The 23,137-nt window shown below is 71.9% G+C and carries 24 protein-coding genes; 13 read left to right on the top strand and 11 right to left on the bottom strand.

Going from position 1 to position 23,137, the window contains the following annotated elements; all coding sequences use genetic code 11:
- The first annotated feature begins 24 nt into the window (after positions 1-24).
- The 3 genes from OG417_RS38525 (at position 25) to OG417_RS38535 (ending at position 3,920) form a co-directional block, all read left to right on the top strand.
- Positions 25-1,056, top strand: coding sequence for an aldo/keto reductase family protein (locus OG417_RS38525; protein ID WP_329239828.1), 1,032 nt, complete (start codon positions 25-27; stop codon positions 1,054-1,056).
- An 81-nt stretch (positions 1,057-1,137) separates the two neighbouring features.
- A complete protein-coding gene (locus tag OG417_RS38530; RefSeq protein ID WP_329239829.1) occupies positions 1,138-2,607 on the top strand; it encodes an AlkA N-terminal domain-containing protein in 1,470 nt (489 codons plus the stop codon).
- An 11-nt stretch (positions 2,608-2,618) separates the two neighbouring features.
- A complete protein-coding gene (locus OG417_RS38535; RefSeq protein WP_329239830.1) occupies positions 2,619-3,920 on the top strand; it encodes an MFS transporter in 1,302 nt (433 codons plus the stop codon).
- On the opposite strand, the gene OG417_RS38540 is transcribed toward OG417_RS38535, so the two are convergent.
- Positions 3,828-4,814 (bottom strand): helix-turn-helix domain-containing protein, encoded by a 987-nt coding sequence (locus OG417_RS38540; RefSeq protein ID WP_329239831.1) that lies wholly within the window; start codon positions 4,812-4,814, stop codon positions 3,828-3,830. The genes OG417_RS38535 and OG417_RS38540 overlap by 93 nt on opposite strands.
- 92 nt (positions 4,815-4,906) lie before the next feature.
- Here OG417_RS38540 and OG417_RS38545 point away from each other — a divergent pair, with 92 nt between their 5' ends.
- Entirely contained in the window at positions 4,907-5,704 is a 798-nt protein-coding gene (locus OG417_RS38545) for an MBL fold metallo-hydrolase (protein ID WP_329239832.1), read from the top strand.
- Between the two features lie 404 nt (positions 5,705-6,108).
- Here the strand turns inward: OG417_RS38545 and OG417_RS38550 are convergent, their stop codons facing one another.
- Positions 6,109-6,510, bottom strand: coding sequence for a PPOX class F420-dependent oxidoreductase (locus OG417_RS38550; RefSeq protein ID WP_329239834.1), 402 nt, complete (start codon positions 6,508-6,510; stop codon positions 6,109-6,111).
- A gap of 118 nt (positions 6,511-6,628) precedes the next feature.
- On the opposite strand from OG417_RS38550, the gene OG417_RS38555 reads away from it, so the two are divergent.
- On the top strand, positions 6,629-7,276 hold the full coding sequence (locus OG417_RS38555) for a TetR/AcrR family transcriptional regulator (RefSeq protein WP_329239835.1): 648 nt from the start codon (positions 6,629-6,631) through the stop codon (positions 7,274-7,276).
- Positions 7,277-7,433: 157 nt separating this feature from the next.
- On the top strand, positions 7,434-9,548 hold the full coding sequence (gene glgX, locus OG417_RS38560) for a glycogen debranching protein GlgX (RefSeq protein WP_329239837.1): 2,115 nt from the start codon (positions 7,434-7,436) through the stop codon (positions 9,546-9,548).
- On the opposite strand, the gene OG417_RS38565 is transcribed toward glgX, so the two are convergent.
- Both OG417_RS38565 and OG417_RS38570 read right to left on the bottom strand, forming a co-directional pair.
- Positions 9,529-9,918, bottom strand: a complete 390-nt coding sequence (locus tag OG417_RS38565) for a hypothetical protein (RefSeq protein ID WP_329239838.1) — start codon at positions 9,916-9,918, stop codon at positions 9,529-9,531. The genes glgX and OG417_RS38565 overlap by 20 nt on opposite strands.
- Positions 9,919-10,098: 180 nt before the next feature.
- On the bottom strand, positions 10,099-10,536 hold the full coding sequence (locus OG417_RS38570) for a MerR family transcriptional regulator (protein ID WP_329239840.1): 438 nt from the start codon (positions 10,534-10,536) through the stop codon (positions 10,099-10,101).
- 95 nt (positions 10,537-10,631) lie between these two features.
- Here OG417_RS38570 and OG417_RS38575 point away from each other — a divergent pair, with 95 nt between their 5' ends.
- Positions 10,632-11,285 carry a class I SAM-dependent methyltransferase gene (locus tag OG417_RS38575; protein ID WP_329239843.1) on the top strand — a complete coding sequence of 218 codons (654 nt, stop codon included), beginning with the start codon at positions 10,632-10,634 and terminating at the stop codon, positions 11,283-11,285.
- Between the two features lie 42 nt (positions 11,286-11,327).
- Here the strand turns inward: OG417_RS38575 and OG417_RS38580 are convergent, their stop codons facing one another.
- Together OG417_RS38580 and OG417_RS38585 are read right to left on the bottom strand one after the other, a co-directional pair.
- Positions 11,328-12,404, bottom strand: coding sequence for an ATP-dependent DNA ligase (locus tag OG417_RS38580; protein ID WP_329239845.1), 1,077 nt, complete (start codon positions 12,402-12,404; stop codon positions 11,328-11,330).
- Positions 12,405-12,583: 179 nt separating this feature from the next.
- Positions 12,584-13,636, bottom strand: a complete 1,053-nt coding sequence (locus OG417_RS38585) for a DNA polymerase domain-containing protein (RefSeq protein WP_329239846.1) — start codon at positions 13,634-13,636, stop codon at positions 12,584-12,586.
- A gap of 82 nt (positions 13,637-13,718) precedes the next feature.
- On the opposite strand from OG417_RS38585, the gene msrB reads away from it, so the two are divergent.
- Positions 13,719-14,120 (top strand): peptide-methionine (R)-S-oxide reductase MsrB, encoded by a 402-nt coding sequence (msrB, locus tag OG417_RS38590; RefSeq protein ID WP_329239848.1) that lies wholly within the window; start codon positions 13,719-13,721, stop codon positions 14,118-14,120.
- A 100-nt stretch (positions 14,121-14,220) separates the two neighbouring features.
- On the opposite strand, the gene OG417_RS38595 is transcribed toward msrB, so the two are convergent.
- The 3 genes from OG417_RS38595 to hemG form a co-directional block, all read right to left on the bottom strand.
- Positions 14,221-14,802: a hypothetical protein gene (locus OG417_RS38595; RefSeq protein WP_329239849.1), complete on the bottom strand. Its 582-nt coding sequence runs from the start codon at positions 14,800-14,802 to the stop codon at positions 14,221-14,223.
- Positions 14,803-14,963: 161 nt separating this feature from the next.
- The gene (gene hemQ, locus OG417_RS38600; protein WP_329262884.1) at positions 14,964-15,605 is read right to left on the bottom strand and encodes a hydrogen peroxide-dependent heme synthase; all 642 of its coding nucleotides are present in this window, start codon (positions 15,603-15,605) and stop codon (positions 14,964-14,966) included.
- 56 nt (positions 15,606-15,661) lie between these two features.
- Positions 15,662-17,128, bottom strand: a complete 1,467-nt coding sequence (gene hemG / locus OG417_RS38605; RefSeq protein WP_329239851.1) for a protoporphyrinogen oxidase — start codon at positions 17,126-17,128, stop codon at positions 15,662-15,664.
- Between the two features lie 209 nt (positions 17,129-17,337).
- Between hemG and OG417_RS38610 the strand changes: the two genes are divergently transcribed.
- Complete coding sequence (locus OG417_RS38610) at positions 17,338-18,186, top strand: DUF4349 domain-containing protein (RefSeq protein WP_329239853.1); 849 nt, start codon at positions 17,338-17,340, stop codon at positions 18,184-18,186.
- Between the two features lie 22 nt (positions 18,187-18,208).
- Here the strand turns inward: OG417_RS38610 and hemE are convergent, their stop codons facing one another.
- Positions 18,209-19,261, bottom strand: coding sequence for a uroporphyrinogen decarboxylase (gene hemE / locus OG417_RS38615; RefSeq protein WP_329262891.1), 1,053 nt, complete (start codon positions 19,259-19,261; stop codon positions 18,209-18,211).
- 273 nt (positions 19,262-19,534) lie between these two features.
- On the opposite strand from hemE, the gene OG417_RS38620 reads away from it, so the two are divergent.
- The 4 genes from OG417_RS38620 (at position 19,535) to OG417_RS38635 (ending at position 22,121) form a co-directional block, all read left to right on the top strand.
- Positions 19,535-19,711 (top strand): hypothetical protein, encoded by a 177-nt coding sequence (locus OG417_RS38620; RefSeq protein WP_329239855.1) that lies wholly within the window; start codon positions 19,535-19,537, stop codon positions 19,709-19,711.
- A 70-nt stretch (positions 19,712-19,781) separates the two neighbouring features.
- Entirely contained in the window at positions 19,782-20,360 is a 579-nt protein-coding gene (locus OG417_RS38625) for a DUF3000 domain-containing protein (RefSeq protein ID WP_329239857.1), read from the top strand.
- A 23-nt stretch (positions 20,361-20,383) separates the two neighbouring features.
- The gene (locus OG417_RS38630; protein ID WP_329262895.1) at positions 20,384-21,607 is read left to right on the top strand and encodes a ribonuclease D; all 1,224 of its coding nucleotides are present in this window, start codon (positions 20,384-20,386) and stop codon (positions 21,605-21,607) included.
- Complete coding sequence (locus tag OG417_RS38635; protein ID WP_329239858.1) at positions 21,597-22,121, top strand: GNAT family N-acetyltransferase; 525 nt, start codon at positions 21,597-21,599, stop codon at positions 22,119-22,121. Before OG417_RS38630 ends, OG417_RS38635 begins: the two co-directional genes overlap by 11 nt.
- A 20-nt stretch (positions 22,122-22,141) precedes the next feature.
- Here the strand turns inward: OG417_RS38635 and OG417_RS38640 are convergent, their stop codons facing one another.
- Positions 22,142-23,095: a serine hydrolase domain-containing protein gene (locus OG417_RS38640; protein ID WP_329239860.1), complete on the bottom strand. Its 954-nt coding sequence runs from the start codon at positions 23,093-23,095 to the stop codon at positions 22,142-22,144.
- Between the last annotated feature and the right edge of the window lie 42 nt (positions 23,096-23,137).

Genomic DNA, 23,137 nt, shown 5'->3' on the forward strand with positions numbered 1-23,137 from the left:
GATGTCTATGCTAGCGTGCCGCGCATGGAATATCGCAGGCTCGGCACCGGCGGCCTGACCATCAGCGCGATCGCCTACGGCACCTGGCTCACCCACACTCCCGACGCCGCCGACCTCGCACGCGAGTGCGTGGCCGCGGCACTGGACGAGGGCATCACGACGTTCGACACCGCCGACATCTACGGCAGTCCCGACTACGGCTCCGCCGAGAGACTGCTCGGCGCGGCCCTGTCCGGCGTACGCCGGGCATCGGTGGAGATCCTCACCAAGGTGTGCCTGCCCACCGGCCCCGGCCCCAACGACAGGGGCCTGTCCCGCAAGCACATCGTCGAGAGCTGCAACGCCTCCCTGCGCAACCTCGGCACCGACTACATCGACCTCTACCAGGCCCACCGGTACGACGAGAACACTCCCCTCGAAGAGACCATGACGGCCTTCGCGGACCTGGTCCGGCAGGGCAAGGTCCTCTACCTCGGGGTGTCCGAGTGGAGTCCCGCCCAGATCGAGGCGGCCGCCGTCCACGCGGCCGAGCTGAAGGTGCCGCTGATCTCCAACCAGCCGCAGTACTCCCTGCTGTGGCGGGTCATCGAGGAAGAGGTCGTGCCGACCTGCACCCGCCTCGGCATCGGCCAGATCGTGTTCTCGCCCGTGGCGCAGGGCGTGCTCACCGGTAAGTACCGGTCCGGCGGGCGGCCGCCGGCCGAGAGCCGGGCCACGCAGTCCCGCGGCTCACGCTTCGTCGGCCGCTACCTCGGCGACCCGGTGCTGGCCGCGGTGCAGCGCCTGCGTCCGATCGCCGACGAGCTGGGCCTCAGCCTGTCCCAGCTCGCCATCGCCTGGGTGCTGCAGAACCCGGGGGTGTCCGCCGCCGTCATCGGAGCGTCCCGCCCCGCCCAGCTCCGCGAGAACGCCGCGGCCGCCGGCAGAACGCTCGACCAGGACGTCCTGGACCGCATCGACGCCGCCCTCGTCGACGAGGTTCACGGCGACCTCGCCGAACGCGACCCGAACAAGATCGCCACCCCGTTCGACGTGATGCCCGCCTGGAAGTCCTAGAGGACGCCCCTCCGGCCAGGCCGAAGTCGACGTCCGATGGCCGCTGGCGACGGCGGCGCGATTCTCGGCAGAGTTGGTGCCGTGATCGACCATGCGGAGGCATACGCGCTGCTCCGGAGCCGAGATCGCCGGTTCGACGGCCGGATCTTCGTGGCCGTCGTCACGACCGGCGTCTACTGCCGGCCGAGCTGCCCGGCGATGATGCCCAAACCGGAGAACGTCCGCTTCTATCCGTCATCGGCGGCGGCCCAGGAGGCCGGCTTCCGCACCTGCAAGCGCTGCCGGCCGGACGCGGTCCCCGGGGCGCCCGAGTGGAACGTGCGCGCCGACCTGGCGGGCCGGGCGATGCTCCTGATCGCCGACGGCATCGTCGACCGGGAAGGGGTCGCGGGGCTGGCCGCCCGTCTCGGCTACAGCGAGCGCCACCTGCATCGCCAGCTCGTCGCCGAACTGGGCGCGGGCCCCCAGGCACTGGCACGCGCGCAACGTGCGCAGACGGCCCGCATTCTGCTGGAGGAGACGGCACTCCCGGTCAGCGAGATCGCGTTCGCCGCCGGCTTCTCCAGCCTTCGCCAGTTCAACACCACCGTCCGGCAGGTCTACGGGATGCCCCCGACCGGATTGCGCAGGGCCGCCGAAGGCCGGGGGAAGGTCGCCACGCCGGGCACGATCAATGTCCGCCTGAGCCACCGCCCTCCGCTGGACGCGGGGGCGCTCTTCGGTTTCCTGGCCGAACGGGCGGTGCCGGGGATCGAAGAGGGTGACGAAGACTTCTATCGACGGTCACTCGTCCTTCCGCACGGGTCCGCCGTCGTGACGTCGCGCACCGACGCCGACGGGAGACACGTGTGCTGCGAACTGCGGCTGGAGGATCTTCGTGACCTGCCCGCCGCCGTGCAGCGGTGCCGCCGTCTGCTCGACCTGGACGCCGACCCGCAAGAGATCACCAGCGCGCTGGGTGAGGATCCGCTGCTGGGGCCGCTGATCACGGCCTCGCCCGGCCGGCGGGTTCCCGGCCACGTCGACGGGGCGGAGCTCGCGGTTCGCGCGGTACTCGGCCGGCAGATCGGCGCTGAAGCCGCCCGAACCTTCGCGGCACGCCTGGTGACGCGGTACGGACGACCACTGGCCGAGCCGGTCGGCGCCGTGACCCATGGCTTTCCGCGGATGGACGTGCTCGCCGAAGCGGATCCGGGGGACCTCGCCCTGCCGCACCGGCGAGGCCGGACGCTGGTGGAACTGGCCGGTCGGCTCGCATCGGGCACGATCCGCCTCGACGCCGGCGCCGATCGTGAGGAGGCCGGAAGGCGCCTTCTCACCGTCGCCGGCATCGGTCCCTGGACGGCCGGCTACATCCGCATGCGCGCGCTGGGCGATCCGGATGTCTTCCTGCCGGCCGACCCCGGCATCCGTCGTGCGCTGAGCCGGCTCGGGCACCCCCGCACGTCCACGGCCGGCCGGGAGACGGCCCGTCGGTGGCGACCGTGGCGGTCGTACGCGGTCCAGCACCTGTGGGCGGTCCCCGGCGAGCCACCGGCGCCGAGCGCGTGAAGGAACGCGACGTGCGCACCTACGCGACCGTCCTCAAGGGACGCGACTTCCGCCGGCTCTGGCTAGGAGCCTCGATGTCGACGGCCGGCGACGCCATGACCCTCATCGCGCTGACGTGGCTGGTGCTGAACCGGCCTGGCGGCACGGGACGGCTGGGCGTCCTCGCCGTCTGTTACACCGCTCCCGTGCTGGTCGGAGGGCTTGCGGCCGGAGCCCTGCTGGACCGATTCGACAAGCGGGCGGTACTCGCCGCCGACAGCGTGATCCGGGGAACCGTGGTGGCGTCGGTTCCCCTGCTGGCCGCCATGGGACGGCTGCCCTCGTGGCTGCCCTTCGCGGTGGCCGCGACGTACGGCCTGTCGAAGATGGTGCCCATGGCCGGCGTCCCGGCCGCGATCCCCGACCTCGTCCGCCCGGCGGACCTCGACGCCGCCAACGCGCTGGAGTCGGTCAGCTACGCCGTCTCGGGAATCATCGGCTACACGCTGGCCGGGACTCTGATCGGCGCGATCGGACCCGAGAACGTCCTCGCCCTGGACGCGGCCTCCTTCCTGGTCTTCGCGACCGCCGCCCTGACGGTCCGCCGTCCGCTGCGGCACACCGACGACGGAGCCCCCCGCGACGCCACGGCTCGCCGCCCGCGCGTTTCGGTGCTGGCACGCGACCCCGTGCTGGTCGTCACGACGCTGGCGTTCATGACGTTCAACATCGCCGAAGGCGCGCTGACCCTCGTCGTCGGCCCGTGGCTGGCCAAGGGCCACCTGCCCGGTGGCCCCGGGACACTCTCGGTCCTGCTCGGAGCCCTGTCCGTCGGCGAACTGCTCGGCGGCGCCGTCGCCGGCGCAGGGCGATCCGGCTTCAACCGGCTACGCGCGATCGCCGTCGCCCAGATCACCGCGGCGCTCGGGTTCCTGGCGGTCATCGCCGTCCCGCACCGTGCCGCGGTCGCCGCCGGGTTCCTGCTCATCGGGCTGTTCGGCGTGCCCATGACGGTGTGGGCGCAGTCCCTCCGCATGGAACGCATACCGGCACCGCTGCGCGGCCGGGCCTTCGGCATGCTGCGCACCCTGATGCAGGCCACTCCGCCTGTCGGCGCCGCAGTGGTCACGCCCTTGCTCGCGCACGGACATCTCGGCGCCGCGGCCGCCCTCATGACCGTCCTCGCCGGTCTGCCCGCCCTCGCACTGCTCACGCTACGGGCCGGCGCCCCAACGACCTCGTCACGATCGGACGGCGTACCCGGCACGGGCGTGGAAGGTGTCGCGGTACGTCTGGGGGGCGACGCCGACGACACGGCGGAAATGGGGGCGTAGGGCGACGCCACCCGTGAAGCCGGCCTGCCGGGCGACGGCGTCGATGTTCAGGTCGGTCGTCTCCAGGAGCCGCTGGGCATGCATGATCCGCTGTGTCAGCAGCCACTGGAGTGGTGAGCTGCCCGTGAGGTCCCGGAAGCGACGGTCGAAGCTGCGGCGGCTCATGAGTGCGCGGCCGGCCAGGGCGTCGACGCCGAGGCCGGGGTCGTCGAGGTGACGTATGGCATAGCTCAGCACATCGCTCATCGGGTCGTCGGCCTCGGGGGCCGGCAGAGGGCGCTCGATGTACTGGGCCTGCCCCCCGCTGCGCTGGGGAGGGACCACCATGCGGCGGGCGATCGTGTTCGCGATCTGGGCGCCGAACTCGCGGCGCACCAGGTACAGGCAGGCGTCGATCCCGGCCGCGGTCCCCGCCGAGGTGACGATGTCGCCCTCGTCGACGAAGAGCACGGAGGCGTCCACGCACACGTCCGGATAGGCGGTCGCGAGCGCGGGCGCGAACATCCAGTGGGTGGCGGCCCGCCGGCCGTCCAGCAGGCCGGCGGCCGCGAGCACGAACGCACCGAGGCACAGGCCGACGACGGTGGCACCATCGGCGTGGGCGGCGCGCAGCGCGGCGAGCACGGGCTCCGGCGGACGCTCGGTGGGAGTGCGCCAGCTGGGCACGATGACCGTGGCGGCCGTCCGCAGTGCGTCCAGGCCGTACGGGGGAAGCAGCTGGATCCCGGCGGACGTGGTGAGGGGGCCGGGTTCGGCGGCGATGGCCCGCACGTCGAAGCGCGGCACGTCCATGTCGCTGCGATCGGCGCCGAAAACGCTGATGGGCACGCTGGTCTCGAACATCGGCGCCCGGTCGAACATGAGCACCGCGACGGTCAGCCGATCCCGTGGCATGAGCCTCACCCCCACCTCGTTGGCTGGAAAATATCGTATGACGGCTTTCAAGCCACTCACCGAGTGACGCCGGACGGCCGATGATCTCCGGTATGACGAACATCGCTCAGCAGGTCGGCGTACATGCGCTCGGCGGTCCGACGTCGATCCTCGAGATCGCCGGGCTCCGCATGGTCACCGATCCCACCTTCGACGAGCCACGCGAATATGTGATGGGCCCCGGCCGGGTGCTCGTCAAGACCGCCCCCACGGCCCTCCGGCCCGAGCAGATCGGCCCGGTCGACGCCGTCCTGCTCTCCCACGACCAGCACGTGGACAACCTGGACCACGCCGGCCGCGCGTACCTCGCCCAGGCGCCACGCGTCCTGACCACCGCGGAGGCCGCCGGACGCCTCGGTGGCGTGTGCGAGGCCGTCGCGCTCTGGGACCACGTGGACCTGCCACGTCCGGACGGCGGCACGCTGCGCGTGACACGGGTGCCCGCCCTCCACGGGCCGCCCGGCACCGAGCACATCGTCGGCGAGGTGGCCGGCTTCGTGCTCGCGGGCGAGGGGCTGGCGACCGTGTACGTCAGCGGCGACAACGCCTCCCTCGACGTCGTACGGGCCGTCGCCGAGCGGTTCCCGCGGATCGACGTCGCGATACCGTTCGTCGGCGCGGCCAAGACGGCTCTGGTCGGCGACGCGTACCTCACGCTGACCAGCGCGCAGGCGGCCGAGGCCGCACGCATCCTGCAGGCTCCGCGTGTGGTTCCCCTGCACTTCGACAGTTGGCAGCACTTCACCGAGGGTGGCGACGATCTGCTGAAGGCGTTCGCCGACGCCGGTCTCGCCGACCGGCTCACGCTCCTCGCACCCGGCGAGCGCACCGTCATCGACGCCGGCGCCTGAGGAGCGTCTCCGTCGGCTCGGGCCGCGAGTCCTCCGCACGACACTCGGACCCATCCGCTTCTTCGGCCGACCAGGTATCCGATCCGCGCCCGGAGATCCCGGAGGCCGAACGGCGTGAAGCGCTCCCGTCAACGAATCCGGCGGCCGTGCCGCACGTCACCTGCCCGCAGAGCGGCTCGCGGCCCGCACGTGACCTGAGGCCCGAAGGTTGGCCGGCCGACCGCCGCCCAGCGCGTCCCGCTGTCGAGTACCGTCACCGCGTTCAGCGCCAGTGAAGACCCCGGGCCCACAACACCAGCTGGGCGCCCACCCTCGTCATCACCATCCCTGCCTCGGCGGTCGCCGGCGCCTACAGCGGAACCATCATGCACTCGGTCGCCTGACCCGGCCGCGTCTCCGGGCCCCTACCGCCCGGAGCCGGGTGCCGCCGCCTGCCCGTGATCGAGGCCGAAGCTGATGATCCGGTGCGGGTGGACACGGATGATCTCTCGGGAGAAGCCGGGCATGGGCGGCTCCTGGTCGGACAGCGCCTCGGCCCGGCCGCGGATCTCGACGCACCGGACGCGCCACGGACGGAACGACGCGATGTCGTCGACGACGAAGGCGACCCGGTCGTTCGCCCGCACGTTCCGGAACTTGCGGCTGGCGCCCATGGCGTGCCCGCCGATGTCGATGGTGCCGAGCCCGGCGTTGTAGCGGAAGGTCACCGGGTTGTTCTGCGGTGCCCCGTTCGCGTCCACGGTGGCCAGCCGGCCGAGCGTCTGGGAGGCCAGGTAGCCCAGTTCGGCATCAGTGAGCGTGTCCACGTTTCCATCCGTTCGTCGGCGTCCTCGGCACGCCAGACTTTATACAACGGTCCGAGGATATCAAACAGTCGTCTGACAACCTCGGCCGTCCGTCTAGCAGGCGGGCTATGCTGACCCGGTGACGAACACCCCTCGCCGCAGGTCTCCCGCTCCGGAGGAGCGCAGGATCGACGCCGACCGTTCCCGGCGCCTTCTGCTGGACGCGGCGCTGGAGGAGTTCGCCGGCAAGGGGTTCGCCGGCGCCCGCGTGCGCGACATCGCGGCACGGGCCGGTGTCAGCAAGGACCTGGTCAACTACCACTTCGGGGGCAAGGAGGGGCTCTACGCCGAGGTACAGCGCGCCTGGCTGCGACGTGAGGACGCCTTCTCCGACCCGCGGCTTCCCCTGGCCGAGAACCTCATCCGCTACCTGCACGACGCCCTCGACGATCCGCGCCCGATGCGCCTGCTGGCCTGGCGCGGGCTGACCGGCGTCGACGAACCGCCGCCCGACCTCACCGACGGCGCCGATGACCTGGCCGGCATGCGCCGCCGACAGCGCCGGGGCGAGCTCGCCGCCGACCTCGACCCCGCCACCGTACGGCTGGTCCTACTCGGCGCGCTCGCGGCCCCGGTGGTGTTCCCGCACGTGGCGAGGAGGCTCTTCGGGATCGAACCCGGCGCTCCGGAGTTCGAGGCCCGCTACGGCGAGGGGCTGCGCCGCCTGCTCGACCACCTCGCGCCGGCGTCGCCCGCCGCGGACGGCCCGGCGCCGGACGACGAGTGACCGCCCCCGGAGGTCCCACCGGTATCACGAAGACCACCGGGCACACGACGTCCCGATCGTGTCACGCGCCCGGCCCGGCCGTTCGCATATTTCTTCGGGTGCGGCAACAATCGACCCATCTGTCATGTGGTCTTGTCCGCGTACGCCGAGGAGAGCGATGCACGAGGTGTGGCCCGGAACGCCGTACCCCCTGGGTGCCAGCTGGGACGGCACCGGCACCAACTTCGCCCTGTTCTCGGAGGTCGCACAGCGGGTGGAGCTGTGCCTGTTCGACCAGCGCGGGCGGGAGACGCGCCTGGAGCTGCCCGAGGTGGACGGCTTCGTCTGGCACGGGTACGTGCTCGGGGTCGGGCCGGGTCAGCGGTACGGCTACCGGGTCCACGGGCCGCACGAGCCGAAGTACGGCCACCGGTGCAACCCGGCCAAGCTGCTGCTCGACCCGTACGGCAAGGCGGTCGACGGCTCCCTGAAATGGCACGAGTCGGTCTTCTCCTACCACTTCGCCGCTCCGTCGGAGCTGAACACCGCGGACAGCGCGCCGTACATGCCGAAGAACGTCGTGATCAACCCGTTCTTCGACTGGGGCGACGACCGCCCGCCGCGCACGCCGTACAACGAGACGGTGATCTACGAGGCGCACGTCAAGGGCCTCACGCGGCTGCATCCGGAGATCCCGAAGAGCCGGCGCGGCACGTACGCGGGCGTCGCGCACCCGGCGATGGTCGACCACCTGATCGAACTCGGCGTGACCGCGCTCGAGCTGATGCCGGTGCACCAGTTCGTCTCCGAGCACGCGCTGGTCGCACGCGAGCTGTCGAACTACTGGGGCTACAACACGGTCGGCTTCTTCGCCCCGCACAACGCCTACTCCTCCTCCGGCCAGCGCGGCGAGCAGGTGCTGGAGTTCAAGGCGATGGTGCGTACCCTGCACGAGGCGGGCATCGAGGTGATCCTCGACGTGGTCTACAACCACACCGCCGAGGGCGACCACCTGGGGCCGACGCTCAGCTTCCGGGGCATCGACAACGCCGCGTACTACCGGCTCAGCGACAGCGACCGGCGCTACAACCTCGACTACACCGGCTGCGGCAACAGCCTCAACGTCCGGCATCCGCACGCGCTACAGCTGATCATGGACTCCCTGCGCTACTGGGTGCTGGAGATGCACGTGGACGGCTTCCGCTTCGACCTGGCGTCGGCGCTGGCACGGGAGTTCCACGACGTCGACCGGCTGTCCGCCTTCTTCGACCTGGTGCAGCAGGACCCGGTCGTCTCCCAGGTCAAGCTGATCGCCGAGCCGTGGGACGTCGGCGAGGGCGGCTACCAGGTCGGCAACTTCCCTCCACTGTGGACCGAGTGGAACGGCAAGTACCGCGACTCGGTCCGCGACTTCTGGCGTGGTGAGCCGGTGCTGCCGGAGTTCGCCTCGCGCCTGACCGGCTCCAGCGACCTGTACGCCGACGACGGCCGCCGGCCGCTCGCCTCGATCAACTTCGTCACCTGCCACGACGGCTTCACGCTGCACGACCTGGTCTCCTACGACCACAAGCACAACGAGGCCAACGGCGAGGACAACCGCGACGGCACCGACGACAACCGCTCGTGGAACCACGGCACCGAGGGCGAGACCGACGATCCGGGGATCCGCGCGCTGCGCATGCGCCAGAAGCGCAACCTCATCGCCACGCTGTTCCTGTCGCAGGGCGTGCCGATGATCTCCCACGGCGACGAGCTCGGCCGCACCCAGCGCGGCAACAACAACGTCTACTGCCAGGACAACGAGCTCGCCTGGATGCCGTGGCGGACCGACGGCGACCTCGTCGACTTCGTCCAGCGGGTCTCGGCGCTGCGCGGCGACCATCCGGTCTTCCGGCGCCGTCGCTTCTTCGAGGGCCGTACGCACGGCGCCGGCCTCGACGGCGAGCGCGACCTCGTCTGGCTGACGCCGGCCGGCGAGGAGATGACGGAGTCGGACTGGCACACCGGGTACGCCCGCGCGGTCGCGGTCTACCTCAACGGCGACGCCATCACCGAGCCGGACACCCGAGGTCAGCGGGTGCGCGACGACTCCTTCCTCCTGCTGTTCAACGCCCATTCCGAAAGCATCGTCTTCCGGCTGCCCGAGGAGGGGTACGGCGAGCGCTGGGAGATCGCCCTCGACACGGCCACCGACCTGGCCATCGGCCACGAGCCGCTCAAGGCACGCGACGAGATCGAGGTGATCGACCGCGGTCTGCTGCTCCTGCGGAGGCTCAATGACGGCTCACCGTGATGGCGGTGAGCAGCACGAGCACGAACGTCAGCATCGCCACCGCCCCGTGGGCCACGACCGCGACGACCGGGAAGACCTGCTCGCCGTCCCGCGCGTGCTTGCCGCCCTGACCGGTGAGCCAGCGCGTGAACATGGTGAACCCCAGCAGCGCCACCAGCACCAGGCCGCCGAAGGAGCTCCAGGCGTACACGGAGCTGCGCGTCAGCAGGAACGCCACCCAGGTCGCCAGGGCCAGCACGGCGAGCGTGGGATGGCCGAGGAGTAGCACGGCCGGGTAGCGGGTGACCTTGGTGCCCTGCCGCCGGAGTCCGCCCTCGGCGAGCCAGCGCACGAGGAGCCGCAGCCCCGCCACCGCGGTGAGCACCCACATGACTAAAGCGGCGATCTCCAACGCAGCTCCTTCTCCCGGACCTCTCCCGTTCCGGGACAAGTCTTCCTGGAAAACGGCGATTTGATAAGCCGAACGCAGCCATCCTGTCGCAAAATGTGACCGAACATATGCGTGATGCCTTGATCACCATGCGCGCACCCGAGCCGGCCGTCCCGGCCCTCAGTGTGAATGAGCCGCTTCGTGGGCCTCTTCGAGAGAAGATCCCGCCAGGATCGCCGCGACTCCCCTGGCGAAGTTGGGGCACTCGGAGATGTTCTCGTGCGAGCAGGCCAGGCCGTGGGCGATGGCGGTGCGTGCGGCCTGAGCCTGGGCGATCCGTCGGTCCAGCTCGGTGAGCTTGCGTTCGTACAGCTCCCGCCAGCCGTCGCCGGCCGGCGAACGAGACGCGACGAACGCCTTGACCTCCCGCAGCGTGAAACCGACGTTGCGCAGGGCCAGGACCACACCGACCAGCCCGACCGCCGACGGCGGATAACGCCGTTGGCCCGAGACCCGCTCCGGCGCCGGCAGCAGGCCGAGCTCCTCCCAGTAGCGCAGCGCGGAGGTGGCGACACCGGCGCGGCTCGCCAGCTCACCGATCGTCAGCCGCTCGCTCACGGACCATCCTTCGCCGGGGGAAGAGACCAGGCGCGCGTGCTCACGCCGCTCGCTCATTTGACTTCAAGCGTACTTGAAGCCGTTGACTGACGATCATGCAGACAGCAGGTGCGTCTCTCAAGCAACGCGCGATCAGATATCTGGTGGGCCAGGCCCATCGCCCCCGGGGCGTCGTCGGGTGGGCGAACGGCTGGATGTTCGCTCTTCGCCCCTCCAACCGGCAGCGCAACCTCTGGGCGGTGTCGTTGCTGGACGTGCGGCCCACCGACCGGGTGCTCGAGATCGGCTTCGGCCCCGGCATCGCCATCGCCGCGCTCGCCGGCCGCGCCACCCGGGGCCACGTCTTCGGCATCGACCACTCGCAGGCCATGGTCCGGCATGCCGCCCGTCGCAACGCCGCCGCCATCCGCGCCCACCGCGTGCACCTCACGCACGCCTCCGTGGAGCGGTTGCCGAGCTTCGGCGATCCGCTCGATGCCGTCCTCGCCGTCAACTCCGTGGGGTTCTGGCCCGACTCGGTGGAGCGGCTTCGCGAGCTGCGCCGCCTGCTCCGCCCCGCGGGACGCATCGCGCTCGTCAGTCAGCCCCGCTGTCCCGGCGCCACCCGGGACACCACGGTGCGGGCCGCCCAAGAGCTCCAGGACCTGCTCACCCGGGCCGGCTTCACCCACCCCCGGGTCGAGACCCTCGACCTCGACCCGCCCGTCGCCTGTGTGCTCGCCACCAACCCGGCCGACGTGACCTCGTGACCGCCGCCGCGGTCACCTCGGCCGCCGGTCACCGGCCGTGCCTCACAGTGCCTTCGTGGAGAGGACCTCGCCAAGATCGAAGTTGACCGGTTCCTCGAGCTGGGCGTAGGTGCAGGAGCGGGGTTCGCGGTCAGGTCGCCAGCGCACGAACTGGGTGGTGTGACGGAACCGCACGCCTTCCATGTGGTCGTAGCGGACCTCGACGACACGTTCGGGCCTCAGGGGCACGAACGACAGGTCCTTGCCGGCGTTCCAGCGGCTGCCCGCCGCCTCCTGCGGGGTGCGCGTTCCCGCTTCTTGCCGGGCCCAGTTCCACGGGTGCTCGTCGAAGGTGGTGACCAGCGGCCGGAGCTCTTCCATCAGCTCGTGGCGGCGGGCCATGGAGAAGGCGGCGACCACACCGACGCTGGCCAGGTCACCGGCGTCGGTGAACAGCCCGAGCAGCAGCGAGCCGACCGCGTCCGGGCCGCTCTTGTGCACCCGGTAACCGGCGACCACGCAATCGGCGGTGCGCTCATGCTTGATCTTGAACATGACGCGCTTGTCCGGCTCGTAGACGCCGTCCAGCGGCTTGGCGACGAGGCCGTCCAGCCCGGCTCCCTCGAACTGCTCGAACCACTGCGATGCCAGGCCGTGGTCGGTCGTCGCCGGGGTCAGGTGGACCGGTGATCCCGCCGTGGCCAGGGCGCCTTCGAGCGCCCGGCGGCGTTCGGCGAACGGCCGGCCGGTGTAGTCGACCTCTTCCAGCGCCAGCAGGTCGAACGCGACGAAATGGGCGGGGGTCTGCTCCGCGAGCAGGTTGATCCGGCTGGCGGCCGGGTGGATCCGTTGCAGCAGGGCATCGAAGTCCAGGCGCTCGCCGTCGTGTGCCGGGACGATGATCTCCCCGTCGATCACGCACCGCGGAGGCAGGTGGGTCTTGAACGCCTCGACGAGCTCGGGGAAGTAGCGGGTCATCGGGCGTTCGTTGCGGCTGCCGATCTCGACGTCGTCCAGATCACGGAAAACGATCGACCTGAACCCGTCCCACTTCGGCTCGAAGCTGTAGTCCCCGGTGGGGATCTTCTTGATCGCCTTGGCCAGCATCGGCGCGACCGGCGGACTGACCGGAAGGTTCATCGTCTCATTCTCCACGTTCTCCTAGGTCAGAGTCATCGCCGTCCTCGACCGTCCGGTGGGCCGCGGGCGTTGAAACGCCGAAGAATCGGACGCGCCGCCCTGACCCGGTCGAGAACATTCAAACGATCGTGCGGCTCGGCCACATGAGCCCCGGGCCCGACCCATGATCCGGGGCGCGGTCACCGGCTCTTGCGGGCCTTGCTGGGCTGGACGCGCTTGGGCTCGCCCTCCATCTTCGGATAGTTCGGCGGGTAGGGCATGTCGCCGAGGCCGCGGTCACGCTCGTCGCGGTCGGCCCACTCCAGCAACGGCTCCAGGGAGAACGCCTCGTCGTCGATGGTGGCGTGCGGGTCGCCGATCTTGGCGAAGCGCTCCGGCACGGTCGCGATCGTGAAGTCGTCGGTGTCGACGTCGGGCAGCTCGTCCCAGGACACCGGCGCGGAGACCGGCGCGTGCGGCTTCGGGCGCACGCTGTAGGCCGAGGCGATCGTCCGGTCGCGGGCGTTCTGGTTGAAGTCGATGAAGACCTTCTCGCCGCGCTCTTCCTTCCACCAGTTGGCGGTGACCAGGTCGGGCATCCGCCGCTCCACCTCGCGGGCGAACGCCAGCGCGCAGCGGCGCACCTCGGTGAAGGTCCAGCGCGGCTCGACGCGCACGTAGATGTGGACGCCGCGGCTGCCGGAGGTCTTGGGATGGCCGGTGTAGCCGAGCTCGGCGAGCATGTCGCGCACCGGGCCGAGGGCGATCTTCTTCGCGTCGTCGAAGTCGGTGCCGGGCTGCGGGTCCAGGTCGATGCGCAGCTCGTCGGGGTGGTCGACGTCGACCCGGCGTACGGGCCAGGGGTGGAACGTCACGGTGCCGAGGTTGGCCGCCCAGGCGACGTCCGCGAGGTGCACCGGGCACAGCTCGTCGGCGTACCGGCCGCTGGGGAAGGCGATGCGCGCCGTCTCGATCCACTCCGGGGCGTTCTTGGGTATGCGCTTTTGGAAGAAGGCGTCACCGCGGTTGTCCGCGCGGGTGGACAGCCTGGCGCCCTCGAAGACCCCGCCGGGCCAGCGCTCCAGCGTGGTCGGCCGCTCGCGCAGGGCCCGCAGCACGCCCTCGCCCACGGACAGGTAGTAGTTGACCAGGTCCAGCTTGGTCTCTCCCCGGGCCGGGAAGTACACCTTGTCCGGGTTGGTGACCTTGACGACGCGGTCGCCGACCTCGATCTCCACGAATGGTGACGCCATAAGCGCACCGTACCCGCCGGGACCGACATCCGGTCGGGCTCCGCCGTGGAATGACGCCTCACCGGCGATCGTTGTTCTCGGTGTGACAGCGATACGCAAGAGCGACGAGGAATGGAAGGCCCAGCTTTCGCCCGAGGAGTACCACGTCCTTCGCGAGGCCGGCACCGAGGCCCCGTGGACCGGTGAGTACGTCTCCACCAAGACGGTGGGCGTCTACCGCTGCCGAGCCTGCGACACCGAGCTGTTCCGCTCGGAGACCAAGTTCGACTCCCACTGCGGCTGGCCGAGCTTCTACCAGCCGACCGAGTCCGACGCGGTCACGCTCATCGAGGACCGGAGCCTCGGCATGATCCGTACGGAGGTGCGCTGCGCGAACTGCGGCTCGCACCTCGGCCATGTGTTCGAAGGCGAGGGCTACCCCACGCCGACGGACCAGAGGTACTGCATCAACAGCGTCTCCCTGACCCTCGCCCCGGCCGAATGACCGCGAACGCCGCGAGGCCACGCGAGGACGCGCCCGGCCCGGCGGCGGCCGGGCCCGCGGCGGTTCGACGGAGGGTGTCCGGGCGACGCCTGCCGGCCTCTCAGGGCACGCGGTCGAGGCGGCAGTCGTCCCGGTCGTTCATCTTGTTGGCCAGGACGGGATAGCCGGCCGCCCGGTCGGCGTGCACGAACACTTCCGGGAGATGGCCCTGGCCCTCGGCGTACGCCGCGGCGATCTCGCACAGGGCCATGGCCGTACGGGAGTTCGCGTCGGAGGCGGGCAGGTCCGTGTAGACGCGCAGCATGGGGCCGGTCCAGATCACCTCGGTGACGTGCGCGGCGCGGACCGGGTCCTTCCTCTCGTAGAACGCCAGTGCCGCCTGGTCGCCGGGCCGCGCCGGACTCTCGGGGCGCGACCGCGCGACCGGCGCCTGGGCGGGCCGGTCGCCGAGGACGTTCACCGCGGCGGCCTTCGGCGCGGTGTCCGGTCGCCGCGTGTCGCCCGGGACCAGTGTGACGAACGCGACCACCGCGCCGGTCAGAGCCACGAACAGGCCGGTGCCCCCGGCCACGGCGACCTGCGTGCGGCGCGGCGCCAGGGCCGCGCGTACGGCGCTCACCGCGCCGGGCATGCGCGCGACGACCCGCGCGTGCCGCCCCCTTATCCGCCGTGCTCCGCTCACCTTGATCCTCCGGCTCCCCCGGGCCCGCGGCGGTCGCCGCGTCACGGATCCTCGTGCACGCCCGGTGCCCGAGGTGACGCCGATGGCGAACTCTTTACCGGCGGAACAAGGCTGTGTCCCTCACGGAAGCCTCCAGAGACCGGCCGCAACCCATGGGTCGCTCAGGGCAGGGCTGCGACGAGCTCGGCGACCGGCTTGCGGGAACCGGTGTAGAACGGCGTCTCCGCGCGGACGTGCCGGCGGGTCTCCGAGCCCCGCAGATGACGCATCAGGTCGACGATGCGGTGCAGCTCGTCGCCCTCGAAGGCGAGGATCCACTCGTAGTCGCCCAGGGCGAACGAGGAGACCGTGTTGGCCCGCACGTCGGGGTACTCCCGCGCCATCCGGCCGTGCTCGGCGAGCAGCGCCCGCCGGTCCTGGTCCGGCAGCAGGTACCACTCGTAGGAGCGGACGAACGGGTACACGCAGACGTACGCGCGGGCCTGTTCCTCGGCGAGGAACGCCGGGACGTGGCTCTTGTTGAACTCCGCCGGGCGGTGCAGCGCCATCACCGACCACACCGGCTCCGACGCCCGGCCCAGCGTCGTACGGCGGAACCGGTTGTAGATCTCCTGGAGGTCGTCGGAGGAGGCCGCGTGCCACCAGAACATGTAGTCGGCGTCGGCCCGCAGGCCCGCCACGTCGTACACACCGCGGGTCGTGACGTCCTTGGCCGCGGCCTGTTCGAGCAGGTCCTCGACCTCACGGGCGACGGCGTCGCGGTCGGCGTCGGCGAGGTTCCGCGCCCGGAAGACCGACCACATCGTGTAGCGGATCACCTGGTTGAGGTCGCGTGCCTTCGGCTTGTCGCCACTCACGGTCAGTTCCCCTTCTGTTCCGGCACCGGCCGGCGTTGCCCGGTCCTCTCCGATTCTCCCCGACCCTCCAGATCCCCCATCACCCGGGCCACCGCCGCGCGCGCCGACCCGATGCACGCCGGGACGCCCACGCCGTCGTACGCCGCGCCGCAGACCGCCAGGCCGGGCGCGCTCGCGACGGCGCCGCGGATCCGCGCGACCCGGTCGAGGTGGCCGACGGAGTACTGCGGGAGTGCGCCGCCCCAGCGGGTCACCCGCCAGTCGACGGGCAGCTCGATCACCCCGGTCGTCCGGGCCAGCTCGGTCATGGCCATGGCCTTCAGCTCCTCGTCGGCGCGCTGGAGGACCTGCTCCTCGCCGTACCGGCCGATCGAACAGCGGACGACCACCATGCCGGGCGCGTCGTCGAGGAGGTGCGGCCACTTGGTCGTGCTGAACGTGACCGCCTTGACGCCCTCGGACTCCACCGCGGGCACGAGGTAGCCGCTGCGGCGCGGTGGCCGGGGGAACGCCGTCGCGGAGTAGGCCAGAGTGACGATCGCCATGCTCGCGTACTCGATCCGGCCGAGCTCGGCCGACGCCGCGGGCACCTCCTCCCGCAGGAGACGCCGGGCCGTGCGGGCCGGCACCGCGAGGATCACCGCGTCGGCCTCGACCAGCTCCGGCTCCCGCGCCGGGCCGACGGTGAGCCGCCAGCCCCCCGGCCCGCGGCGCAGCTCGCGCACCATCGTCTCCGTGCGCAGGGTCACCTCCAGCTCGGTGACCCGGCTCGCGAGGGCCTGCGCCAGCGCTCCCATGCCGCCGGTGAGCGTGGTGAACACCGGGCCGGAGCTCGCCGGCGTCGCCTCGCGTACGGCCCGCGCGGCGGCGATCAGGGACCTGCGGGTGCGCGAGGCGTCGGCCAGGCCCGGCATCGTCGCCTCGAAGGACAGGTCGTCGGCCCGCCCGGCGTACACGCCGCCCAGCAGGGGTTCGACCAGCCGGTCCACCACTTCGGCGCCCATCCGCGCGCCGATCAGCCCGGCCACGGACACGTCCTCGCCGCGCGGCGTCGCGGGGCGCATGAGGTCGAGCGGGACGCGGGCCATCCCGGCGGCCGACAGCACGCCGGAGCGGGCCAGCGCGACCAGGTCGGCGGGGACGCCCATGATGTGCCCGGCCGGCATGGCGTGGAGCGCGCCCCGGCTCCAGATCGCCGATGAGGTCGTCCCGGGAAAGGCCAGCCGGTCGCCGATGCCGAGTTCGCGGACGAGCTCGAGCCCCTCGGGCCGGCGCGCGAGCATCGCCTCGGCGCCCTCGTCCACCGCCAGGCCGGCGACCTCGCCGGCACGGAGCTTGCCGCCGACGTCGGCGGACCCCTCCAGGAGCGTGACGCGGGCGCCGCCCTTGGCGGCGTGGTACGCGGCGGTCAGCCCGGCGATCCCGCCGCCGACGACGGCGACATGGGCACGGATCGGCGCATCGGTCATGGCTCCACGATCCCAGAACCCCCGCGCGACCGGCACACCACCCGCCTGTGACCGAGCGGAGCGGGGGAACCAGAAGGCACGCTCCCGCGGTCGTTCCCCTCGACGAAGGAGGCCCTGTGACCACCGTCGTGACCGGGGCGCGTCGTCATCGTGATCCGATCGCGACGGCCGGCCGCGAACGGTGACGTACGTCACGGCGTCCCAGTCATATGAGACCGTTCATCGTCGTATCGGCCGCCGCGCTCGTGCTCCTCACGGCCTGTGGCGGCGCCAGTGGCGGAGCGTCCTCCGGCGCGAACGGCCGCGCCGCCGTCGCGCGCGCACCCGGCAAGCAGGCCGGCGGCGCCCAGGCCCAGAACGTACGCCTCGCGCCCGCCCAGGCCATCGTCTACACCGCGGACCTCACGATGCGGTCCGGCGACGTCGCCCGCGCCGCGGGCCAGGCGAAGAGCCTGGTCGCCGCCGCGGGCGGCTATGTCGGCAACGAGAACGCGACCGAGAACCCCGGCTCCCGCCCGTCGGCCACGATCACCTTCAAGATCCCGTCAGCGCGGTACCAGGGCGTGCTGGACCAGCTCGCGTCCTCGCGCATCGGCACCCGTGTCTCGCTGCGCCAGCAGGCCGACGACGTGACCCAGGAGGTCGCCGACGTCGACAGCCGGGTCAAGTCGGCCAAGGCGACCCTGGCGTCCTTCCGGAAACTGCTCGCCAAGGCCTCCGACGTCGACGACATCGTGCGGCTGGAACAGGAGATCGCGAGCAGGGAGTCCGACCTCGAGTCCCTGCAGGCACGCCAGAAGTCGCTGGCCGCCCAGACGAGCTACGCCACCGTGACGCTGCGGCTGGAGGGCACGACGCCGACGCGCCGTGAACACCACCGGTCGACGGGCTTCTCGGGCGCCGTGTCGTCGGGCTGGCACGCGTTCGCGGTGTTCGTGAAGGGAGTGGCGATCGTGGTCGGCTGGGTCCTGCCGTTCCTGGGGCTCGCCGTGGTGATCGGCCTGCCGGCCTGGTGGCTGTGGCGCCGCCGCCGCTCGTCCCGGTCGAGCACCGCCTGACCGCCCGCCCCGGGCGCGTCTTTCAGCGGGTGCCGGCCCGGACCGCGGACTCCTCGTGGACCAGGTCGGCGAGGCGGGCCAGCACGCCCGGGTCGGTCGACGGCAGGACCCCATGGCCCAGGTTGAACACGTGGCCCTCCGCCGTACGGCCCTGGGCGAGGACCTCGCGGGCGCGTTCGGCCGCGACCTCCCACGGGGCCAGCAGGACGGCCGGGTCGAGGTTGCCCTGCAGGGCCTTGCCCGCGTCGACGCGGCGTACGGCCTCGTCGAGCGGGACCCGCCAGTCGACGCCGACGACGTCCGCGCCCGCCTCGCCCATCAGCCCCAGGAGCTCACCCGTGCCGACGCCGAAGTGGATCCGCGGCACGCCGTACGCCTCCAGGGCGGAGAAGATCTTCGCGCTGTGCGGCAGCACCGAACGGCGGTAGTCGGCCGGCGCCACGCCGCCGACCCACGAGTCGAACAGCTGGATCGCCCGCGCCCCCGCCTCGACCTGCACCTTGAGGTAGGCGATCGCGATGTCGGCGAGGCGGTCGAGCAGCCGCGCCCACAGCTCCGGCTCGCCGTACATCATCGCCTTGGTGCGCTCGTGGTTCTTCGACGGGCCGCCCTCGATGAGGTAGGAGGCCAGCGTGAACGGCCCGCCGGCGAAGCCGATCAGCGGGATGTCGCCCAGCTCGGCGTCGAGGGAGCGCACGGCCTCGGTGACGTACGGCACGTCGTCCGGCCACAGCGGGCGCAGGCGGCCGACCGCAGCGGCGTCGCGGATCGGCTCGGCGATCACCGGGCCGACGCCCGGCTTGATGTCCAGGTCGACGCCGATCGCCTTGAGCGGCACCACGATGTCGCTGAAGAAGATGGCCGCGTCGACCGCGTAGCGGCGCAGCGGCTGCATCGTGATCTCCACGATCAGGTCGGGGATCGCGCACGCCTCGAGCATCGGCACGGTGCCGCGCGCCTCGCGGTACTCCGGCAGCGACCGGCCCGCCTGCCGCATGAACCACACCGGCGTGTGCGGCACCGGCAGACGGCGGCACGCGTTGAGGAACGGGCCGTCACGACGGGCGGCGGGCAGGTGCGCGCGGCCGTTGTCCGGTGTGCCGCCGGGTGTGGCGGCGGGCCGTGGAGCAGCGCCGTTCTGGGGGTTCTCGACGTCGGGCACACTTGGATGGTCCCACGAAACCTCGCAGGCCGGGCCCTGACCCCCAAGTCCGTACGGCGACAAGGGCCGCACGTCCGTTATGAGAATCTTCGGGACACGCCGAGCGACATCCCGCGATCGTGCCGGACGTCATGCGAGCGTGTGAACGCTCCACCCCGAAGCCGAGTTGAGGGAGGCTGTCAGCGGATGACCCTCACCCGTCATTGTTCCGTCTGTGACGACGACCGCGTCTTCGAGCAGCCGCCGTGCGACGACGGTCACGGCGCCGACTGCCCCGACCTGATGTGCTCGGTGTGCGGGATGGCGATCGTGATCGGCGACGCTCCCGAGGTGCCGGTGGTCGTACGCTCCCAGGCCGCTTAGGGCCTCCCCGTACCATGCGTCCCCATCTCCCCACGGAGGACATGCGTCCGGCGGATCGCCCGGTGGACCGATGACTCCCCGGGACGCGCGCCCGCCGGAGCCGTTCCGGCGCGCCGTCGAGACCATGCGCGCGTTCGTCGAGGCCGAGCCGGCCCGCTCCGAGCTTGTGATCGAGGACATGCCGGCGCCGCAGCGCCTGGCGCCGTACGCCGCGGCGATCATGGCGACCGTCTACCGCGACGACGACAGCGAGCTGGGCGTCGGCCGGCTCATCCTGCTGTACGACCCCGAGGGCCAGCGCGGCTGGCACGGCGACTTCCGCGTGGTCGCCTACGTCCGCGCCGACCTGGAGCCGGAGATCGCGGCCGATCCGCTGATCGGCCCGGTCGGCTGGAGCTGGCTGACGGAGGCGCTCGACCAGCACTGCGCGGGGTACAAGGCCGCCTCCGGGACGATCACCCGGGCGGTCTCCGAGAGCTTCGGCGACAAGAACGACGACCCCGAGACCACCGAACTCGAGCTGCGGGCGTCCTGGTCGCCGACAGATGACAACATGTCCGGGCATATCAACGCCTGGTGTGATGTTCTGTGTCTTGCGGCTGGATTGCCGCCGGCAGGAGTCACCTCACTGCCGGGTTCAGGTGTTTGACGACGTACGGTAGGCGCGTGGGATTGTCGGAAGCAGAAGTAGTACCTCTCCTCGAACCACGGGAAGGCATTCCCCCGGTCTGCGAGACCTCGGAGGCGCTCGCGGCCGCGGTCGAGCGGCTCGCCGGCGGTGACGGACCGGTCGCGGTCGACGCCGAGCGCGCCTCGGGCTACCGCTACGGCCAGCGTGCCTACCTGGTGCAGCTCCGCCGCAAGGGCGCCGGAACGGTCCTTCTCGACCCCGTGCCCTGCTGTGACCTGTCCGCGCTGAACACCGCGCTCGCCGACACCGAGATGGTGCTCCACGCCGCCACCCAGGACCTGCCGTGCCTCTCGGAGCTCGGCCTGGTGCCGGACCGGCTGTTCGACACCGAACTGGCCGGCCGGCTGCTCGGCTACCCCCGGGTGGGGCTGGGCACCATGGTCGAGACCGTGCTGGGCTTCACCCTGGAGAAGGGCCACTCGGCCGCCGACTGGTCCACGCGCCCGCTGCCCGCCGACTGGCTGCGGTACGCCGCGCTCGACGTCGAGCTCCTCGTCGAGCTCCGTGACGCGCTGCGCACCGAGCTGGACGACGCGGGCAAGCTCACCTGGGCCGAGGAGGAGTTCGCCGCGATCCTGGCCGCCCCGCCCAAGGAGCCCCGGCAGGACCCCTGGCGCCGCACGTCCGGGATCCACCGGCTCCGCACCCGCCGCGGCCTCGCGGTCGTACGGGAGCTGTGGACGACGCGCGACCGGATCGCCCGCGAGCGCGACCTGTCCCCCGGGCGGGTCCTGCCCGACGCGGCCATCGTCGAGGCCGCGCTCCAGCTTCCGCGTACGCCCGACGACCTGGCCGCGCTGCCGGCGTTCCGCGGACGCAACCCCCGGCGTCACGCCGCGGCGTGGTTCCGCGCCGTGCAGAAGGGCCGTACGCTGCCGGACGCCTCACTGCCCGAGCACAGTCTGCCCGGCGAGGGCCCGCCGCCCGCGCACCGCTGGGCGGAGCGCGACCCGGCCGCCGCCGAGCGCCTGACCGCCACCCGTGCCGTGGTCGCCGCCCTCGCCGACGAGCACACCATGCCGACGGAGAACCTCCTGCAGCCCGACGCCGTACGGCGGCTGGCGTGGAGCCCCCCGGAGACGATCACCGAGGACTCGGTCGGCGTCGTGCTGACCGCGCTCGGAGCCCGGTCGTGGCAGGTGACCCTGACGGCGAAGCCGCTGGCCAAGGCGCTGGTCAGGCTGGCGACCAAGAGTGAGTCCTGAGGGATTGCCGGAGGACCCGCAGGAGGGTTCGCCGGCGGTCTCGGCGGCGATCCGCACCCCACGGCTGGAGCTGCGGCCGCTGACCGCCGGAGCCGCACGCGACCTCGCGGACGGCGACTACTCCGGCGTACGCGCCGGCGCCGACTGGCCCATGTCGGCGACGCCGATCGTGGCGATGCGCGCCGCCGTGGACCCTGGCGCGCTGACCTGGCTGATCGCCCGCCGCGGCATGGTGATCGGCGAGTGCGGCCTGAAGCACGCACCGGGCCCGGACGGGTCGGCGGAGATCGGCTATGGCGTGGGCGCGGCCTGGCGCGCGAACGGCTACGGCACCGAAGCGGTCCGCGGCCTCGTGGAGTGGCTACCGAACCTCACGTCATGCCGGCGGGTGACCGCCGAGGTACACGAAAGCAACCTCGCCTCAAGACGGCTGCTCGAACGGCTGAACTTCACCATCGACCACCTGTCCTCCCCTTACGTCTGGTACACCCGCCCCGTACGCCCCGCCCAGTGAGGCCGCCGCGATCGGTCGGCTCAGCTCTGGCCGGTCTCGCGGTCCAGCGCTCGGCGAACGGCCGGCGGCAGGCCGCGGGCGGCGCGGTCGTTGACGAAGACGCCCGCGGCCCGGCAGGCGGGCTGTTTGATCCCGAGCATCGCGCGGAAGCCGGATGTGCCACCATCGTGGCCGAGGTAGCCGGGTGGGCCGAGGGCCCATCCGAGTCCGGCCGACCGTAGCGGGTCGATCCGGTGGTGCGGTCGCTGAGCCAGGCGGATGGCCGCACCGACGGCGGAGTCCGGCGGGGTCAGGCAGGCCGACAGGTACCGGGCCAGGTCCTCTGCGGTGGCCTCGACGCCGCCCGCGCCCCAGAGGTGGTGGGTCCAGGGCGCGACCGGACTTCCCTGCGCGTGGCCCTGGACGCGGCTTCCGCGGCCATGGCCGGCGACGCCCGAGCAGTTCATCCCCAGCGGCCGGAGGACCCGCTGCTCCAACAGCGCGCCGAACGGCATGCTCGCGGCACGCTCCAGTGCCAGGCTCAGCACCTGGAAGCCGAAGTTGGAGTAGTCCCATTCCACGCCGCGTGGTCCGCGGGTGGTCAGGCGCAGCTCGCGCCCGGCGGCCTCCGCCGTCAGGAAGTCGTACGGGTCGGCCGCGCCGGCGATGTGGCTCGGGGACAGGCGCGGTAGTCCCGAGGTGTGCGTCGCCAGCTGGCCCAGCGTGATGTCGGAACCCGGACCGGCGTCGAGCCAGTGGCCGATCTCGTCATCGAGGGCCACGGTGCCGTCATTGACGAGCGAGGCCAGGACGGTGCCGGTCAACGTCTTGGTCGTCGAGCCGATCTCGAAGCGGCCCTCCAACGGGCAGCCGTCACTGAGCCGGACCGCGTACCCGCCATCGTCGGCGGCGATCGCCGCGACGAACGCCGCGGCGGGGAGCGTGGGACCCAGCGCGTCGACCAGTCCCGCCACTGTGGTCGATCGCCAGTTCACGTGCTGATCGTACGGCCGGGGGCTCCCCTTCTCATCGGCCTG

The organism is Actinoallomurus sp. NBC_01490 (genome assembly GCF_036227085.1).
In the GTDB taxonomy this organism is placed as follows: Bacteria; Actinomycetota; Actinomycetes; order Streptosporangiales; family Streptosporangiaceae; genus Actinoallomurus; species Actinoallomurus oryzae.

What these genes read in the sequence shown, in the direction of transcription:
- OG417_RS38525 (WP_329239828.1), top strand. Translation starts at nt 25, where the DNA reads ATGGAATATCGCAGGCTCGGCACCGGCGGCCTGACCATCAGCGCGATC.
- OG417_RS38540 (WP_329239831.1), bottom strand. Translation starts at nt 4,814, where the DNA reads ATGCCACGGGATCGGCTGACCGTCGCGGTGCTCATGTTCGACCGGGCG.
- OG417_RS38545 (WP_329239832.1), top strand. Translation starts at nt 4,907, where the DNA reads ATGACGAACATCGCTCAGCAGGTCGGCGTACATGCGCTCGGCGGTCCG.
- glgX (WP_329239837.1), top strand. Translation starts at nt 7,434, where the DNA reads ATGCACGAGGTGTGGCCCGGAACGCCGTACCCCCTGGGTGCCAGCTGG.
- OG417_RS38565 (WP_329239838.1), bottom strand. Translation starts at nt 9,918, where the DNA reads ATGTGGGTGCTCACCGCGGTGGCGGGGCTGCGGCTCCTCGTGCGCTGG.
- OG417_RS38575 (WP_329239843.1), top strand. Translation starts at nt 10,632, where the DNA reads ATGCAGACAGCAGGTGCGTCTCTCAAGCAACGCGCGATCAGATATCTG.
- OG417_RS38580 (WP_329239845.1), bottom strand. Translation starts at nt 12,404, where the DNA reads ATGAACCTTCCGGTCAGTCCGCCGGTCGCGCCGATGCTGGCCAAGGCG.
- OG417_RS38585 (WP_329239846.1), bottom strand. Translation starts at nt 13,636, where the DNA reads ATGGCGTCACCATTCGTGGAGATCGAGGTCGGCGACCGCGTCGTCAAG.
- hemQ (WP_329262884.1), bottom strand. Translation starts at nt 15,605, where the DNA reads ATGTGGTCGGTCTTCCGGGCGCGGAACCTCGCCGACGCCGACCGCGAC.
- hemG (WP_329239851.1), bottom strand. Translation starts at nt 17,128, where the DNA reads ATGACCGATGCGCCGATCCGTGCCCATGTCGCCGTCGTCGGCGGCGGG.
- OG417_RS38610 (WP_329239853.1), top strand. Translation starts at nt 17,338, where the DNA reads ATGAGACCGTTCATCGTCGTATCGGCCGCCGCGCTCGTGCTCCTCACG.
- OG417_RS38620 (WP_329239855.1), top strand. Translation starts at nt 19,535, where the DNA reads ATGACCCTCACCCGTCATTGTTCCGTCTGTGACGACGACCGCGTCTTC.
- OG417_RS38625 (WP_329239857.1), top strand. Translation starts at nt 19,782, where the DNA reads ATGACTCCCCGGGACGCGCGCCCGCCGGAGCCGTTCCGGCGCGCCGTC.